General features: G+C 66.2%; 12 protein-coding genes. 2 read left to right on the top strand and 10 right to left on the bottom strand.

The window, feature by feature from the left end; all coding sequences use genetic code 11:
* Positions 1-41 precede the first annotated feature (41 nt).
* Positions 42-599 carry a lipid-binding SYLF domain-containing protein gene (locus BLV97_RS12845; RefSeq protein WP_035846667.1) on the top strand — a complete coding sequence of 186 codons (558 nt, stop codon included), beginning with the start codon at positions 42-44 and terminating at the stop codon, positions 597-599.
* 132 nt (positions 600-731) lie between these two features.
* On the opposite strand, the gene BLV97_RS12850 is transcribed toward BLV97_RS12845, so the two are convergent.
* A complete protein-coding gene (locus BLV97_RS12850; RefSeq protein WP_035846665.1) occupies positions 732-3209 on the bottom strand; it encodes a penicillin acylase family protein in 2478 nt (825 codons plus the stop codon).
* A 76-nt stretch (positions 3210-3285) separates the two neighbouring features.
* On the opposite strand from BLV97_RS12850, the gene BLV97_RS12855 reads away from it, so the two are divergent.
* Positions 3286-4161, top strand: coding sequence for an NAD(P)-dependent oxidoreductase (locus BLV97_RS12855; protein ID WP_035846663.1), 876 nt, complete (start codon positions 3286-3288; stop codon positions 4159-4161).
* A 105-nt stretch (positions 4162-4266) separates the two neighbouring features.
* Here the strand turns inward: BLV97_RS12855 and hflX are convergent, their stop codons facing one another.
* The 9 genes from hflX to dusB all read right to left on the bottom strand — a co-directional run bounded on the left by hflX (position 4267) and on the right by dusB (position 16419).
* Positions 4267-5553, bottom strand: a complete 1287-nt coding sequence (gene hflX / locus BLV97_RS12860; protein WP_092164091.1) for a GTPase HflX — start codon at positions 5551-5553, stop codon at positions 4267-4269.
* A 22-nt stretch (positions 5554-5575) separates the two neighbouring features.
* Positions 5576-5809 carry an RNA chaperone Hfq gene (gene hfq / locus BLV97_RS12865; RefSeq protein WP_035846661.1) on the bottom strand — a complete coding sequence of 78 codons (234 nt, stop codon included), beginning with the start codon at positions 5807-5809 and terminating at the stop codon, positions 5576-5578.
* A gap of 169 nt (positions 5810-5978) precedes the next feature.
* Complete coding sequence (locus tag BLV97_RS12870; protein ID WP_035846659.1) at positions 5979-7487, bottom strand: potassium transporter TrkG; 1509 nt, start codon at positions 7485-7487, stop codon at positions 5979-5981.
* A gap of 1 nt (position 7488) precedes the next feature.
* Positions 7489-8865 carry a Trk system potassium transporter TrkA gene (gene trkA, locus BLV97_RS12875; protein ID WP_035846657.1) on the bottom strand — a complete coding sequence of 459 codons (1377 nt, stop codon included), beginning with the start codon at positions 8863-8865 and terminating at the stop codon, positions 7489-7491.
* Positions 8866-9145: 280 nt separating this feature from the next.
* On the bottom strand, positions 9146-10549 hold the full coding sequence (gene ntrX / locus BLV97_RS12880; protein ID WP_035846655.1) for a nitrogen assimilation response regulator NtrX: 1404 nt from the start codon (positions 10547-10549) through the stop codon (positions 9146-9148).
* On the bottom strand, positions 10546-12858 hold the full coding sequence (locus tag BLV97_RS12885; RefSeq protein ID WP_081825208.1) for a sensor histidine kinase NtrY-like: 2313 nt from the start codon (positions 12856-12858) through the stop codon (positions 10546-10548). Before BLV97_RS12885 ends, ntrX begins: the two co-directional genes overlap by 4 nt.
* A gap of 111 nt (positions 12859-12969) precedes the next feature.
* The gene (locus BLV97_RS12890; protein WP_035846653.1) at positions 12970-14346 is read right to left on the bottom strand and encodes a sigma-54-dependent Fis family transcriptional regulator; all 1377 of its coding nucleotides are present in this window, start codon (positions 14344-14346) and stop codon (positions 12970-12972) included.
* A 1-nt stretch (position 14347) separates the two neighbouring features.
* The gene (locus tag BLV97_RS12895; protein WP_035846651.1) at positions 14348-15445 is read right to left on the bottom strand and encodes a two-component system sensor histidine kinase NtrB; all 1098 of its coding nucleotides are present in this window, start codon (positions 15443-15445) and stop codon (positions 14348-14350) included.
* Positions 15442-16419 (bottom strand): tRNA dihydrouridine synthase DusB, encoded by a 978-nt coding sequence (gene dusB, locus BLV97_RS12900; protein ID WP_035846649.1) that lies wholly within the window; start codon positions 16417-16419, stop codon positions 15442-15444. The genes BLV97_RS12895 and dusB overlap by 4 nt, the downstream gene beginning before the upstream one ends.
* Between the last annotated feature and the right edge of the window lie 124 nt (positions 16420-16543).

The raw sequence follows: 16543 nt of genomic DNA on the forward strand, positions 1-16543 counted from the left end.
AGATATCGCCCCGGTGGGCTTTCGAGCGAGGCATGAGACAGATGAGCATCACATCGCGACGCGCATTTCTTCTGGGCACGGGATCGGTATTGACCCTGTCGGCCTGCGGCAATGGCATCGGCAGCGACGGCGCGGCCCGGATCGACGCCCGCGTGGCGGCGACGAAGCAATTCCTGATCAGCCATTATCCGGGTGTCAAATCGCTGATGGACAAGGCGGCGGGCGTTCTTTACATGCCGCTGATGACCGAGGCCGGCTTTGGCATCGGCGGCGCCTTTGGGCGTGGTGCGCTGCAGATCAACGGCGCGACGGTGGATTACTATTCCGCCACCAAGGCCTCGATCGGTTTTCAGATCGGCGCCCAGCAATATGCCCATGCGCTGTTCTTCATGACGCCCGACGCCCTGGCGTCGTTCCGCGCCTCGAACGGCTGGGAGGCCAGTGCCGACATGGTCTATGCGGTGCAGAACAAGGGCGGCAGCCTGGGAGTATCCACCACCACCGAGCAGGCGCCGGTGATCGCCCTGGTCTTTGGCCAGACCGGGCTGATCGCGGGGGCCTCGCTTGCCGGGGTCAAGTATACGCGGATCATTCCGTAACCAAGGTCACGGATTTTCGACGAAAATCCACGCCCGTGCCGGCTGCTGGCGCGGGCGTTTCGTTGTGACGCGGCGGCGGGGGCGCTGCCCCCTGCACCCCCGGCGTATTTGTCGAACAATGAAAGGCGCGTGTCAGCCCTTGGGTTTGGCGCCCGTTGGGGTCAAGTGGGTGATGCCGACGGCCCCGGCCCGCGCCAGCGCCGGATCGAGCGACATCGGGATGTATTCGCCGCGGCGCCACAGCTCTCCTAGATCGTCGTAGTGGCGGCTCAGCGGGTGGCCGCTTTCGCCGGTGGAGATGATGAAGACCGAACTGTCGGGGTCGGCGAAATCATAGACGCCGCGATACCCAGGCCCGTGCACGTCGAGGAACGGATCGGGGCCCGAGGCGCTGGTTTCGCCGCGGTTGAGCGTGTTGTCGCCGCCGCTGATGGATTGGCGAAGGTTCACGAAGTAATGCAGGATCGGCACCTTGCCCAGCACCGGGTTGTCCTGCGCTGCCTGATGGGCATCGCCCCAGCGCCAGTTCTTCATGTCCGTGCCATAGCGGTTCTTCAGGTAGAGCAGCGCATCGTCGAGAGAGATCCGCGCGATATCGGTGCAGGTTTCCTTCTTCGTGCTCTGCACGATATCGCACCAGGCCGCGGCGCCGTCGGTGTTGCGAAACACCCGCTCGATGAACACCGGATCGGGGCGCGCGAAATCCTTGGCCAGCGGGCCCAGCTCATCCGAGATCAGGCGTTTTTGCAAGAACAGCATCCAGGCCGCGTAGATCAGCGGCTCGGGCATGTGTTCGTTCATGTCGCCGTTCCACTCGGCCAGCATCTTCAATGCCTCCTGGCGCATGGCCTTGGGCGTGCCGGGGGGCGCGTCCTCGCCCTGATACCACAGGTTCTTGGCGATCAGCGGCAGCAGGGCGCGCGCGGTGAAGCTGACGGTGTCGAGCTGGGCCTCGATGAAGCTTTCGCGGGTCTGGACCTGGTGATCCTTCATCAGCGTCAGCCAGCGCTGGATGCGCTGGGTGTCGCCCCAGTGGAAGGTGATGTTGAGCGGAAACGGACGGTCGACGATCTTGTTGTTGGTATTGCCCAGGATCCCCGAGGCCGGATTGATGAAGCTGGGATCATCGGAATAGGGAAAATGCCCGTCCCAGCGGTCGCGCGGCAGCCAGCCGGGGGTGGGCATGCGGCCCTGGGTGTCGTTGTTCGGGTCGCGCTTGGGGATCCAGCCGATCATCTGCATGGCGATGCCGTGCTTGTCGGCCAGCATCAGGTTCTGCGCCGGCGCCACGAACAGCGACCCGGCCTTGATGCCCTGGGCGATGTCATGGGCCTTCATCAGCCGGATCATCGCCGTCATCGTGGTGTCCTTGTCGGTCAGCGCCGTCCAGCTGAGCGAGGCCACATGCCCCGCCGGGGTGATCGAGGCCAGGTCGAAATCGCTGCCCGGCAGCACCGGGCCGTTTTCCGTCCAGCGCAGGGTCAGCGTCACCGGCGCCTGGCCCTTGATGCGTACGATCGAACGTTGGGTGCGGAAATCCTTCCAGCCCTGGGGGGTAAGGTACTGGCGCGGATTGTCGGGGTTGATCTTTTCGATATGGACGTCCTGGTCGTCCAGATAGGTCGTCGTCAGCCCCCAGCCCAGATCTTTTGAGCGGCCCAGCAGAACCAGCGGCATCCCTGGAATCGTCGCGCCGATCACGCCGCCTTCGGTCAACTGCAGGCGCGCCAGGTACCAAAGCGACGGCGCGGTGAAGTCAAGATGCGGATCATTGGCCAGCAAAGAGCCCCCCGCCGCTGCCCGGTTGGGCGCCGCCGCCCAGGCGTTCGAGGCGCCCGCGAAGGCCGGCGCCTGGACCGGCGACAAGGGGCTGGTGGGGAATTTCACCTCGGCATAGTTCTTCTTCACGCCGGGGAAGAGGCTGGCGTAATCGGGCAGCGCCGCGACCGGCTTCATCGGGTCGTCGGGCATCAGATCCTTCACCCGCGCCGGCGGCAGGATCAGCGAGGCGCGGGCACGCAGGATCTCTCGCTGCATGGCGCCGGTCAGCTTCAGCTGCATCAGCTTCAGGATCGCCAGCGAATCCGACGGCTGCCAGGTCGCGATCTTGTTCGAGAACAGGAAGAATTCCGGTGCCCCCCGCCCCAGCGCGTCGCGGTTGACGATGTCGATCCAGGCGTTGACGCCACGGGCATAGGCGGTGAGCGCGGTCTTGGTCTGCTGGTCCTGCACGCTGAAGCTGGCGGCAGCCAGATTGTAAAGGTCGAGCCGCCGCATCAGGCTGTCGATCTTCAGCGTCTTGGGGCCGAAGATCTCGGACAGGCGGCCCTCGGCGGTGCGCCGCAGCAGGGTCATCTGCCACAGCCGGTCCTGTGCCTGGGCAAACCCCAGCGCGTAGAACACATCGGCGTCGTCCTTGCCGAAGATATGTGGCACGTCGTTGGCGTTGCGGATGATTTCCACGGGCTTCGTAATCCCCGCGACCTTGTAGGAGGCGTTGTAATCGGGGATCGAACGCGTGAGGAACCAATAGCCGACACCGACGGCCAGAACGGACAGAACGATGAGCGCGGTGAAAATTCGCAAAGCCCAGCGGAAGGCGGTGAGCATGTAGGACCTGTTCCTGACGTCGGGGAGGGGTTATCAGGGGCCCGAACCTAAACGATTGCAGCACAGGGGGGAAGTCATGGCGCGTATCGCTTTTCTGGGATTGGGGGTCATGGGGTATCCGATGGCCGGGCATCTGGCGGCGGCCGGGCATGAGGTGACGGTTTACAACCGCACCACGGCCAAGGCCGAGAAATGGGTATCAGAACATGGCGGCAGGCTGGGGAAAACCCCTGCCGAGACAGCGAAGGGCGCCGAATTCGTCATGGCCTGCGTCGGCAATGACAATGATCTGCGCGGGGTCTGCACCGGCGCTGACGGGGCGTTCACGGGAATGTCGTCGGGCGCGATCTTCGTCGATCACACCACTGTGTCGGCGAAGGTGACGCGCGAATTGGCCGCGACCGCCGCCGCGGCTGGAATCGGCTATGTGGACGCGCCGATCTCGGGCGGTCAGGCGGGGGCCGAGAACGGGGTGCTGTCGGTGATGTGCGGCGGCGACCAGGCGGCCTATGACAAGGCCGAGAAGGTGATCGACGCCTATGCCAGGATCTGCCGCCGGATCGGCGACACCGGCGCCGGCCAGACCGCGAAGATGATGAACCAGATCTGCATCGCCGGCCTGGTGCAGGGCCTGTCCGAGGCGCTGGCCTTCGGCGAGAAGGCGGGGCTGGACGGCGCCGCGGTGGTCGAGGTGATCAGCCAGGGCGCGGCCGGATCGTGGCAGATGGCGAACCGCTACAAGACCATGCTGGCGGGCGAGTTCGAGCATGGCTTCGCCGTCGACTGGATGCGCAAGGACCTGGCGATCTGCCTGGCCACGGGCGAGGAACTGGGCGCCGCACTGCCCGTCACGGCGCTGGTCGATCAGTTCTACAAGGATGTGCAGGCGATGGGCGGCGGCCGTTGGGATACCTCGTCGCTGATCAAGCGGCTGAAAGCCTTCGACGGGTAGGTGCGACGACCGGGGGCCAGACGGCGCCGGACGGCACGGGGGGCCGGCGCCGCGGGCGTATTTGGGGAACAATGAAAGGATGCACGCCGGGCCCGGACCGAAGCATCACAGGTCGCGGAAGGCCTGTTCCTGGCGTGGGGTCCAGCGCAGGGTGAGGCGGTAGCCGGTCTCGGTTTCGATCTCGTCGACCACGACGCCCTGGTCGTGCAGCCAGGCGCGGCGCTTGCCCTCGGCGAAGGACAGCTCCAGCACGCGCTCGATGCGTTCCTCGGCCAGGCCGGTTTCGATCCCGGCCAACAGCGCCGCCATCCCCTGCCCCGACAGCGCCGAGATCGCCCGCACGTTGTCGCTGCGCGCGGCCTGGACCTCGAGCGCCTCGCGCGCGGGCGCGACGAGTTGGTCGATCTTGTTCCAGACCTCGATCAGCGGCACCTGCGCATCCAGGCCCAGCCCGCGCAGGATATCGGCCACGTCGGCGGCCTGTTCTTCGGTCTCGGGATGCGAGATGTCGCGCACATGCAAGATCAGATCGGCCTCCAGCACTTCTTCGAGCGTGGCGCGGAAGGCCGCGACCAGCTGGGTCGGCAGATCCGAGATGAAGCCCACCGTGTCGGACAGGATCGCCTTTTGGCCGCCCGGCAGTTCGATGCCGCGCATCGTGGGATCGAGCGTCGCGAAAAGCATGTCCTTCGCCATCACCTCGGCGCCGGTCATTCGGTTGAAAAGCGTGGACTTTCCGGCGTTGGTATAGCCCACCAGCGCGACGATCGGGAACGGCACCTTGCGCCGCGCCGCGCGGTGCAGTTCGCGCGTTTTCACCACCTTCGACAGCTGCCTGCGGATCCGGGTGACCTGTTCGTCGATGGCGCGGCGGTCGGCCTCGATCTGGGTTTCGCCGGGGCCCCCGACGAAGCCCAGGCCGCCGCGCTGGCGTTCCAGGTGCGTCCAGGCGCGCACCAGCCGCGTGCGCTGGTAGCTAAGCGCCGCCAGTTCCACCTGCAGCACGCCTTCGCGGGTGCGGGCCCGGTCGGCGAAAATTTCCAGGATTAGGCCGGTGCGGTCCAGAAGCTTGACCTTCCATTCGCGTTCCAGGTTGCGCTGCTGCACCGGGCTGACGGGGCCGTCGACCAGCACCAGATCGACCTCGGCCGCCGAAAGTTTCGCCTTCAGTTCCGCGACCTTGCCAGAGCCGAACAGCGTCCCCGGCGCGACCTTGGGCAGGCGCACGACTTCGGCGCCGGCCAACTCCAGCCCCGGCAGCGCGGCGGCCAGCGCGGTGGCTTCCTCCAGCGCGCGGGCCGCCGGGCGGCGGCGGCGCTCCGAGGTGATGTCGGGATGCAGGACATAGGCCCGTGTCAGGGGCGCGCGGGTCTCGGTCTGGGTCTGGGTCAAGATCTATGCCAAAGCGGCGAGGTCAATCTTCGCCGTCGTAAAGGTTGATCGGCTGTCCCGGCATGATTGTCGAGATCGCGTGCTTGTAGACCAGTTGCGATTGACCATCCCGGCGCAGCAGTACGCAGAAGTTGTCGAACCACGTTATGACGCCTTGTAGTTTCACGCCGTTAATCAGGAAAATGGTAACTGGAATTTTATTCTTGCGGACGTGGTTCAGAAACGCGTCCTGCAAATTCTGTTTGTCGGCGGCCATGTGTTCTTGCCTTTTGTTTCTTAGCGCCGGTCGTCGCGGCGTCCCTCCTACGTGGCCGAGAGCCCCCGGCGGACCGAGTATCGCGCGAGATTCGCGGAGATTCCAGACCAAAAAACAGTTCGTTACGGACCTATCCTTGGCTGCGGCCTTCAGGCCACTTCCAGGGGCGTCAATTCCGCCAGGAATCGGGGGCCAGAAGCGCGATGATCGCCAGTGTCTCGAGCCGGCCCAAAACCATCGCCCCGGCCAGGATCAGCTTGGCGTCAAGCCCCAGCGCCGCATAGCTGAGCGGCATCTCGGTGGCGACCGTGGCAAGCGGCCCGGTGGTGGACAGCGCCGCGACCGAGAACACCAGGGCCGGCTCGAACGCGATGCCGGTCAGGGTGAGCAGCGCCATCACCAGGATCACCGCAAGGCCGAACAGCATGAAGAAGATCCAAGCGACATAGGCGCCTTCACGCCGCAGCCGGCGCGCCATCGGACCCGCCCCGCCGATCGAATTGGGATGCACCAGCTTTTCCATCTCGCGCTGGCCATGCTTGAAAAGCGCATAGATGCGCAACAGCTTCACGCCGCCCGCGGTGGTGGCGACGCCGCCGCCCATCAGCGCCAGCCCGACCAGGATCAGCCCCGGCGCGTTCAGCCCCGACCAGGTTTGCGCGGTATCCCAGCCCTCGGCCTGGAAACCGGTGGTCGACAGGAACGAAAGCGCCGTGAAGGCGCTGGCCCACAGCGCGCGCAGCGCCTGGATCAGGTGATCGGGGGTGCGGGTCTCGTAGGCCGCCGTCCAATGGCGCAGGAACAACAACAGCGTGACCACGACCACCACCGTCACCCCCATGCGGAATTCGGGATCGGTGCGGATATCGCGGCGGCCCTCGACCTGGCTGACGCCGGGCAGCGAATGGCGCGAGATCGCGAAGATCAGGAACAGGAAAATCAGCATCTCGCCCGGGATGCCGGATCGCGCCCCCGCCAGCCCCCCAACCGGAGAGATGCCGGATGTCGAGAGCGTCGACATCGCGTGGATCAGCGCCACCAGCGAGGGATCACCGGCGATCAGCAGCCCGATCCACAACACCAGGGTCAGCCCGCCATAGGCCGGAAACAGCACCAGCGTGTAGCGGATCAGCCGCTCTGACGGGTCGGCGACGCGGGTGATCTGACCGCCCACGCCACGCCCCACCGCGCCGCCCGACAGCACCTCGAACCCGCCCAGGTTCAGGGGTGCCAGCACCGCCAGCGCCGCCAGCAGGATGAAGAAGCCGCCGCCCCAGCCCACCAGCCCGCGCCACAGATGCACCGATGGCGCCAGCCGGTCGGGGGCGTAAAGCGTGGCGCCGGTGGTGGTGAAATCCGATACCATCTCGAACCAGGAATTGGCAAAGCTGGTGTCGGGCACGGCCTCGGCAAACGGGAAGGCCATCATCACCGGCAGCACCAGATAGGCGCCCAGCAGCGCGGCCAGATGGCTGCGCGCCGCGTTGCGCGGGGTGTAGTTCGACGTCGCCACCCCCAGGATCGCAGTCAGCACCAGAAACAGGATCGACGAATAGAAGAACGCCCGCGAGGTGAAGAAATCGCGCAGCACGAAGGCATGGGCAGCGGGCAGCAGCATCGCCAGCGCCGTGATCCCCATCAAGATCACCAGAAGCGGCAGATCGAGCAGCCGGCCCATGCTAGAAGAAATCGACCGAGACCTGCAGGAGGCGCTCGACCTCGGGCACATCCTTGGCCATCGCGAAAATGGTGATCACGTCGCCCTCGTCGATCCGAAGATCGCCCGAGGGCTTGTGCAGCACCTCCCCCTTCATGACCGCGCCGACCAGCACACCTTCGGGAAAGTCGATGTCGCGGATCACCCGCCCGGCAATGGGAGAGGTGGACAGCACCTGCGCCTCGATCACCTCGGCCTCGGCATCGCCGATCGAATAGATCGCCCGCACCCGGCCATGGCGGATATGACGCAGGATCGAGCTGACGGTGGTGGCGCGCGGGTTGATATAGGCGTCGATTTCCAGCGGCCCCATCAGCGGCACCAGCGTCGGGTCGTTGACCAGCGCGATCGCCATCGGACACCCCGCCTGCTTGGCCCGGACCGACACCAGAAGGTTGGTCTTGTCGTCGTCGGTCACCGCCAACACCGCGTCGGCGCGCTCGATATTGGCCTCCATCAGCAGGTCGGTATCCATGCCGTCGCCGTTCAGCACGATGGTGCGCTCCAGCGCGTCGGCCGCGCGTTCGGCCCGGGCGCGGGATTTCTCGATCACCTTGGCGCGCACCCGGTCGGTGCGCGATTCCAGCGCCCGCGCAACCGCCAGGCCGACGTTGCCGCCGCCGATGATGACGATGCGTTCCTGCTTGCGCGTCGTCTTGCCGAAGATTTCGAGCGTGCGGTTCACATCATCGGTGTGGCTGAAGACATAGACCTGATCGCCCTCGAACAGCTGATCGCCCGGCTCGGGCGCGAACAGCGTGCCTTCGCGCCGTACCCCCACGACGATCGCACGCAGGGTCGAGAACAGGTCCGTCAGCTGCCGCAGCGGCGTGTTCAGAACCGGGCAGTCTTCCTCCAGCGCGATGCCCAGCAGCTGCGCCTTGCCGCCCAGGAAGCTTTCGGTATCGAAGGCCGCGGGCGCCGCCAGGCGCTGCAGCGCGGCCTCGGCCACCTCGCGCTCGGGGCTGATCACCACGTCGATCGGCAGATGGTCGCGGCGGTAAAGATCGGCGTAGATCGCGTCCAGATAGCTTTGCGCGCGTAGCCGGGCGATCTTGCGCGGGATGTCGAACACCGAATGCGCCACCTGGCAGGTGACCATGTTGACCTCGTCCGAATGGGTGGCGGCGATGATCATGTCGGCATCCGCCGCGCCGGCGCGTTCCAGCACATCCGGGTAGGAGGCAAAACCCGCCACCCCCTGCACGTCCAGCGTATCGGTCGCGCGGCGCACCAGATCGGCGTTGGAATCGACGACCGTGACGTCGTTGTTCTCGCCCGACAGATGCCGCGCGATCTGCCAGCCCACCTGGCCCGCGCCGCAGATGATGACTTTCATGCCTGGTTCCCCGCCTGGCCCGCCCGAACAGCGGCCCGATCATTGGCAGATGGGACGGCGCGGGTCAATCGACAGCGGCCGCGAAGCGAGGTCCCCAAGCCGGCCTTCCCCCCGGGTCGTCACCCTCTTTCCGGGCGACCGCGAGAGAATGCCATCGCCGTTGGAGTATTTTCGCCAAGATGAAGAACAAGCTGGGGCCTTTCCCTTCATCTTGGCAAAAATACTCATCTTAGGGGCGCAGCCCCGCGCGGGGCCGCGCGCTTCGGCGACGGATCGCCGCCTATTCCTCCTCGTCCTCCAGCCGCGCGACCCGGGCGCCGGCCTTCGCGGTGGTCACCACGCCCAGAGACTTCAATTTCCGGTGCAGGGCCGAGCGCTCCATGCCGACGAAATTCGCCGTGCGGCTGATGTTGCCGCCGAAACGGTTGATCTGGGTCAGCAGATATTCACGCTCGAACAACTCGCGCGCCTCGCGCAGCGGCAGGGTTGCAAGCCCCCCCGACAGGATCACCCTGCCCTCGTCCTTCGGCGCCTCGTCCTGGCCCGGCAATTCGCGCGGCTCGATCGGGCCGCTGCCCTCGCCCAGGATCAGCACCCGCTCGATCACGTTGCGCAGCTGGCGCACGTTGCCCGGCCAGCGCATCGTCTGCAAGAGCGCCACGGCCTCGTCCGACACCGCGCGCAACGGCAGCCCCTGGGTGCGGTTGAACATCTCGACGAAATGCGCGGCAAGCTCGGGTATGTCCTCGCGCCGGTCCTCGAGCGAGGGCACCGCGATCGGCACCACGTTCAGCCGGTCGTAAAGCTCTTGCCGGAAACGCCCCTCGGCGATCTCATGCCCCAGATCGCGCGTGGTCGACGAGATCACCCGCAGATCGACGCGCACCTTGTCGGTGCCGCCGGCGCGGGTGAACTGCTGCTCGACCAGCACCCGCAGGATCTTCGACTGGGTACCCAGCGGCATGTCGCCGACCTCGTCGAAATAGATCACCCCGCCATGGGCCTGTTCCAGAAGCCCCTTCTCAAGCCCGCGCTCGGGGGTTTCGCGGCCAAACAGCACCTCTTCCATCCGCTCGGGCTCGACCGAGGCCGAGGAGACCGTCACGAAGGGCGCCGCGGCCCGCGCCGATTGGGCGTGGATGAACCGCGCGGCAACCTCCTTGCCGGCGCCCGAGGGGCCCGTCAGCATGACCCTTCCGTTCGATTTCGTCACCTTTTCCAGCTGCGATTTCAACGCCTTGAAGGCGGGCGAGGTGCCCACCATCTCGGCCGAGGTGACATCGCGGCGGCGCAGGTCGGAATTCTCGCGCCGCAATTGCGACGTCTCCATCGCGCGGCGCACCACCACCATCAGCTGGTCGATGTTGAACGGCTTCTCGATGAAATCATAGGCGCCCTGCTTGATCGCCGCGACCGCGATCTCGATATTGCCATGCCCCGAGATGATCACCACCGGCACATCCGGGTTGTCGCGCTTGACATGCTTGAGGATGTCGATCCCGTCCATCTTGCTGTCCTTGAGCCAGATATCCAGGATCATCAGCGCCGGCGGGTCGGCGTTGAGTTCGGCCATGCAATCGTCGGAGGTGCCCGCCAGGCGGGTTTCAAAGCCCTCGTCGCGCAGGATATCCGAGATCAGCTCGCGAATGTCGCGTTCGTCGTCGACAATCAGGATCCCACTCATGTCACCTCATCCTCCGGTTTCGGACCGAAGGGGCCGTCCGCCGCCCCCTCCTGATCCGCATCTTGTTGTGCATCTTGCGCCGCGTCTTCGGCCACGAGCCGCCCCTTCAGGGGCAGCCGCACCTCGGCCAGTGCGCCGCGGTGGCCGCCGGGCGCGAAGGCGGGTGCGTCGGCCAGCGACAATGTCCCGCCATGTTCCTCGATGATCTTCTTGACGATGGGAAGCCCCAGACCGGTGCCCTTGGCACGGGTCGTCACATAGGGTTCGAACAGGCGCGTGCGGTCCTCTGGCAGGCCGACGCCATTGTCGGCCACGGTGATCAGCGCCACCTGGCCCTCTTGCGAAAGGGTCACGCGGATCTCTGGCCCATAGTCCTTTGGCGGGGAATTTTCCTGCAGGCTTTCAATCGCTTCTCCGGCGTTCTTGATCAGATTTGTCAAGGCTTGGGAAATCATCGTCGCGTCGATCTCGGCCAGCATGGCCGAAGACGGCAAAGAGGCGGTGAGGCGCACGCCGGGCAGTCCGCTTTCCTGCAACACCACCGCGTCGCGCACCAGTCGCACAAGATCGTGTTCGCGCCGCTCGGGTTCGGGCATCCGGGCGAAGCGGCTGAATTCGTCGACGATGCGGCGCAGGTCGCCCGTCTGACGCACGATCACGTCGGTATATTGATCCAGCGCCTCGGCCTGGTCGCCCGCCAGGGCGCGGAACTTGCGCTTGATACGCTCGGCCGACAGCTGGATCGGGGTCAGCGGGTTCTTGATCTCATGCGCGATGCGCCGCGCCACGTCGCCCCAGGCCGCCATCCGCTGCGCCGATACCAGATCGGTCACGTCGTCGAAGGCCACGACATAACCTTCCAGCCGGCCTTCGCGCGTGCGCCGCCGCGCGACCCGTACCAGCAGGCTTTCCACCCGCCCCAGGCGCGAGACGCGGATTTCCTCTTGCACCACTTCCGCGGCGCCCTGCATCAGGCGCTCGAACACGGCCTCGAACTCCGGCACCGCCTCGGCCAGGACCGCGCCATGTTCGGTGCCCGGCTCGATGTCCAGATGCCGCAGCGCCGAACGGTTGGCGAAATCGATCCGGCCGCGCGCGTCCAGCCCGATCACGCCGGAGGTCACCGACGACAGCACCGAATCGAACAGCCGCCGGCGGCGTTCGGTCTGGCGGTGGCTGTCCATCAGCGCCTCTCGCTGGCCCTTCAGCTGACGGGTCATCTGGTTGAATATGCGGCCCAGCATGGCGATCTCGTCGTCGCCGTCCTCTTCCAGCACCTGCACGTCCAGATCGCCGCCGCCGATGCGCTGCGCCGCCCCCGCAAGCCGGCCCACCGGCCGCGCCAGCCGTTCGGCGAACCACAGCCCCAGCCAGATCGCCGCCAGGATCAGGATCAGCGCGAAGCCCAGGTAAAGCAGCCCGAATTCGAACAAAAGCCGGCCCCGGTCGCGTTCCAGCTGCTGGTACAGGTGCACCGTCTGCTTGGTCTCGTCCAAAAGCTTGATCAGCCCGCCATCGACCACCCGGCTGACGTAGAGGTAGCGGTTCACATAGGGCTTCAGTTCGACCAGGGCGCGGAATTCGTTGTCCTTGAGATCCTCGATGATGACGGTCTTGCCGTCGCGTGCCTCGGCCAGGTCCCGCGCCGAGGGCGGGGTGTAGTTGAACAGGTAAGACCGGTCGCCCCGGGCGCGGATCTTCGCTGCGCCGTCGATCACGAAGGCCGCGCGCAGCCCGCGCTGGATATGCGACTGACCCTGGGTCAGCAATTGCCGAAGCTCGCCGTCGTCGATGAAGAAGTTCTGCCGCTTGGCAAGGTCAAGGAACGCCGCCAGCGCATCGGTATCCTCGATCAGATCGTGGCGGTGCTCGCCCTCATAGGCCTGCGCGGCGGCAAGCGACGCCCCCACCGCCTGCCGCACGCGGGTGGAAAACCAGCCCTCAAGCCCGACATTGATGGTCAGCCCCGCGAAAACCGCAACCAGCACCGTCGGCACCAGCGCGATCAGCGCGAAGACGCCGGTCAGCCGCAGATGCAACCGCGACCCCGCCGATTGCGAGCGCCGGTCCGCCACCAGCGTGATGACCCGCTGTGCCACCAGCGCCGCCACCACCAGCACATAGATCAGATCGCCCAGCAGCGTGATCCGCAAGATCGGCGATTGCGCGCCCTCGTTCAACGGCCCGAGCGCAACGAAGGTCATCAGCGCCAAGACCGGCCCCAGCGCCACCAGCGCGAAGGTCATCGCCGTCTGAACCCGCCGCTGCCGACGCAGCCGCGAGAGTCGCTGAAAGGTTACTGCGCGCATGGCCCGCTGCACAGGGTTGGCCCCCGATTCTGGGACGCCCCGCGCCCCGACCGCCATATTTCGTGGTCTCTTGCCCGGTTATAACCGAAGCGCCACGCCTCTGTTGCGCTTTTACATCAACTTTCGGCGGCGTGTCACGCGAATATCCAGGTCGGTGATCTTCTTGCGCAGAGTATTGCGATTGATGCCCAGCAGGTCGGCACATTTCGCCTGATTTCCGCCAGTTGCATCCAGCGCGATCTCGATCAGCGGCATCTCGACCTCCTTGAGCACCCGCTGATAGACCCCGGGCGGCGGCAGGTTTCCGCCGTGCAGATCGAAGTAGCGGCGCAGATGCTTGGCCACCGAAGCCGACAGCTTGTCGGCCTCGCCAACGCCCCTGAGCGGTTCCATCGCAGGCTGGCTGCCCAGGACGGATTCGACCTCCGATCGGGTGATTTCCTCTTCGGGCGAGGTCACCGACAGCCGGCGCAGGGTGTTTTCCAGCTGGCGCACGTTGCCGGGCCAGGAATAGGCGCGCACCAGTTCCATCGCCTCGGGCGAAAGCCGCCGCGTCAGGCCGATCTCGCGCTCGCCTCGGCCCAGGAAATGCTGGGCCAGAAGGGGGATGTCGTCGACGCGCTCGCGCAGGCTTGGCACCGCGATGGTGACCCCGCCGAGGCGATAGAACAGATCCTGGCGGAAGCGGCCGGCCTCGATCTCGCCCATCAGATCGGCCTGCGAGGTGGCCATCACCCGCGGCGCGGTATCGCCAAGCGTATCCAGCATCCGCACGATGCGCGCCTGGGTCTCGCTGTCGTAATCGGCGACCTCGTCGAAGACGATGGATCCGCCCTTGGCCCTGGAAACCAGCGTCGAGGGCCCGTCCATTCCGGCCAGATCGGCGGCGCTGACCACCACGAAGGGCAAGGTCCGCCGGTCCGAAAAGTCATGGATCGCCCGGCCGATCAGGGATTTTCCGGTGCCGCTTTCGCCGGTGATCAGCACCGGCAGCTCGGTGTTCATCACCCGCGCCACCAGCCGGTACAGCGCCTGCATCTGCGCGGTGCGGCCCACCAGCGGAAGATCGTCGCCCGCGGTGTCGCCGCGCGCCGGCGCGGTGGTCTTCTTCGGCGCGACCCGGCGTTTCTGGTCCAGCGCCCGCGCCGCGCGTTTCATCAGGTCAGGCAGGTCGAAAGGCTTGGGCAGATAATCATAGGCCTCGGCCTCGGCCGCCTGGATCGCCGTCATGATGGTGTTCTGCGCCGAAATCACGATCACCGGCAGGCCCGGGCGTTCCTGGCCGATCTTGGGCAGCATCTCCAGCCCGTTGCCGTCCGGCATCATCACGTCGGAGATCACCAGATCGCCCTTGCCCTCCTCGACCCAGCGCATCAGCGTCGTCAGGGACGAGGTCGCATGCACCTTGCAGCCCGCCCGTGTCAAAGCCTGGGTCAGGACGGTGCGGATGGTGCGGTCGTCGTCGGCGACAAGAACAGTGCCGTCCATATCAGGGTGTCTCCGTTTCTCGTTGATCTTTGGGGGCGACGGGAAGCGAGATCTTGAACACGGTGCGTCCGGGCACCGAATCCACCGCGATCCAGCCGTCGTGGTCGGAAATGATCTTCGATACAAGCGCCAGCCCCAGCCCGGTACCGTTCTCGCGCCCCGATACGAAGGGTTCGAAAATCTGGTCAGCAATCTCGGACGGCAGGCCCGGGCCGTCGTCGATGATCTCGACCTGCAGCGGCAGCGCGTTGCCTGGCCCATCCTTGCGCCGCAGCCGCAGGGAATGCTCATAGAATGTATGAATTCGGATGATTCCTCCATTCCTTCCAGAGGCTTCCGAGGCGTTCTTCAACAAGTTCAGGAAGACTTGCAACAGTTGGTCCCCGTCCGCCCAGGTGGGCGGCAGCGAAGGGTCGTAATCCTCGATCACCTGCATGTTGGCGGCAAAGCCCACCACCGCGGATTTGCGCGCGCGGTCCAGCAGATCATGGATATTCACCGCGCGCCGGGCCGGCGGCCGCAGATTGCCGAATTGTTCGACCTGCTCCAGCAGCGCGACGATGCGGCGGGTCTCGGCCACGATCAGATCGGTCAGTTCGCGGTCCGCGGCGCTCAGCCCCATGGACAGAAGCTGCGCCGCCCCGGCGATCCCGGCCAGCGGGTTCTTGATCTCATGCGCCAGCATCTCGGCCATGCCGATGGCTGACCGCGCCGCCGATTTCACGCTCATCGCCCGGCCCAGGCGATCGGCGATGTCGCGGGGCGAGATCAGCAGCAAAAGCACGTCGCTGTCATCGGTCAGCGGCGCGATCTGGATGTTGCACTGCACCGGCGGCCGGTCGCCCGTGCCGACATCGACATCGTGGATGAACAGCGGCGCCTGGTTCTGGCGCGCGCGCTGGAACGCCTCTTCCAGCGGCGCGTTGATCGCCAGCCGCTCGAAGGCCAGCTGCCCGCGCATCGACTTGACCGAGGTGTTCAGGAAGGCTTCCGCCGCCGGGTTGATGTCCTCGATCGTGCCGCCCGGCTCGATCAGGATCGCCGGAAGCGGCAGGCTTTGCCACACCACCCCCTTGACCGGCCCCTTCGGCCCCTTCATGCGGCCGCCCTTTCGCCCCGGCAAAGCGCCGCGCGCAGATGCCGGAGCGCCTCGGCCGGGCAATCCGCGATCAGCACCGGGCGCCGCAATCCCGGCGCCACGCCCTCCAGATACCAGCCCAGATGCTTGCGGGCCACGCGCAGCCCCGGATCCTTGCCGTAAAAGCTGAGCATCGCCTCATAATGCCCTGCAACCATTTCGAAAAAATCCCCCCCTCTCGGGATCCTCGGCGCCGGGGCACCAAGGCAGGCATGGGCGATTTGCGCCAGCCGCCAGGGCGCCCCCCGCGCCGCGCGCCCGACCATCACCCCGTCGGCACCCGACGCCGCCAATGCCTGCCGCGCAGAGACCGCGTCGACGATATCGCCATTCGCGACCACCGGGATCGCCACCGCCCGCTTCACCGCCCGGATCGCGGCCCAATCGGCGCGGCCCTTGTAAAACTGACAGCGTGTGCGGCCATGGATCGTGACCATCGCCACCTCCGCACCCTCGGCCCGCCGCGCAAGTTCGGGCGCGTTGCGCAGGTCGTCGTCCCACCCCAGCCGCGTCTTCAGCGTGACCGGAACCGACGCCGCGCCCACCACGGCCTCGATCAACCTTTGCGCGTGGTCGAGATCGCGCATCAGCGCCGAGCCGGAATAGCCGTTCGTCACCTTGCGCGCCGGACAGCCCATGTTGATGTCGATGATCTTCGCGCCCTGCGCCTCGGCATAGCGCGCCGCCTCGGCCATCCAATAGGCCTCGCGTCCCGCCAGCTGCACCGCCGTCGCCGCCTGGTCAAAGCCCAGCTCCGCCCGGGCCCGCGCCAGAGGCTTCGCCTGCACCACCTCCTGGCTCGCCACCATCTCACTCACCACCAGACCGGCGCCGAACGAGGCCACAAGCTGCCGGAACGGCAGATCGGTAATCCCGGCCAAGGGCGCCAGGAAAACCGGCGGGTCCAAAGTGATGCCTGCCAATCGAATGGCCATTTGCCTAATCCTTGTGCGTTATCTTCGGGCTACCCCGTGACACCTTTCAATACAATCAGGGCGGCTCGGCCGCACGAGGGAAAATCAGCAGATGCCTAATTTTTAGGCAGCGCCGGGGGCATGG

It is taken from the genome of Allgaiera indica (genome assembly GCF_900106675.1).
GTDB classification, from domain to species: Bacteria; Pseudomonadota; Alphaproteobacteria; order Rhodobacterales; family Rhodobacteraceae; genus Acidimangrovimonas; species Acidimangrovimonas indica.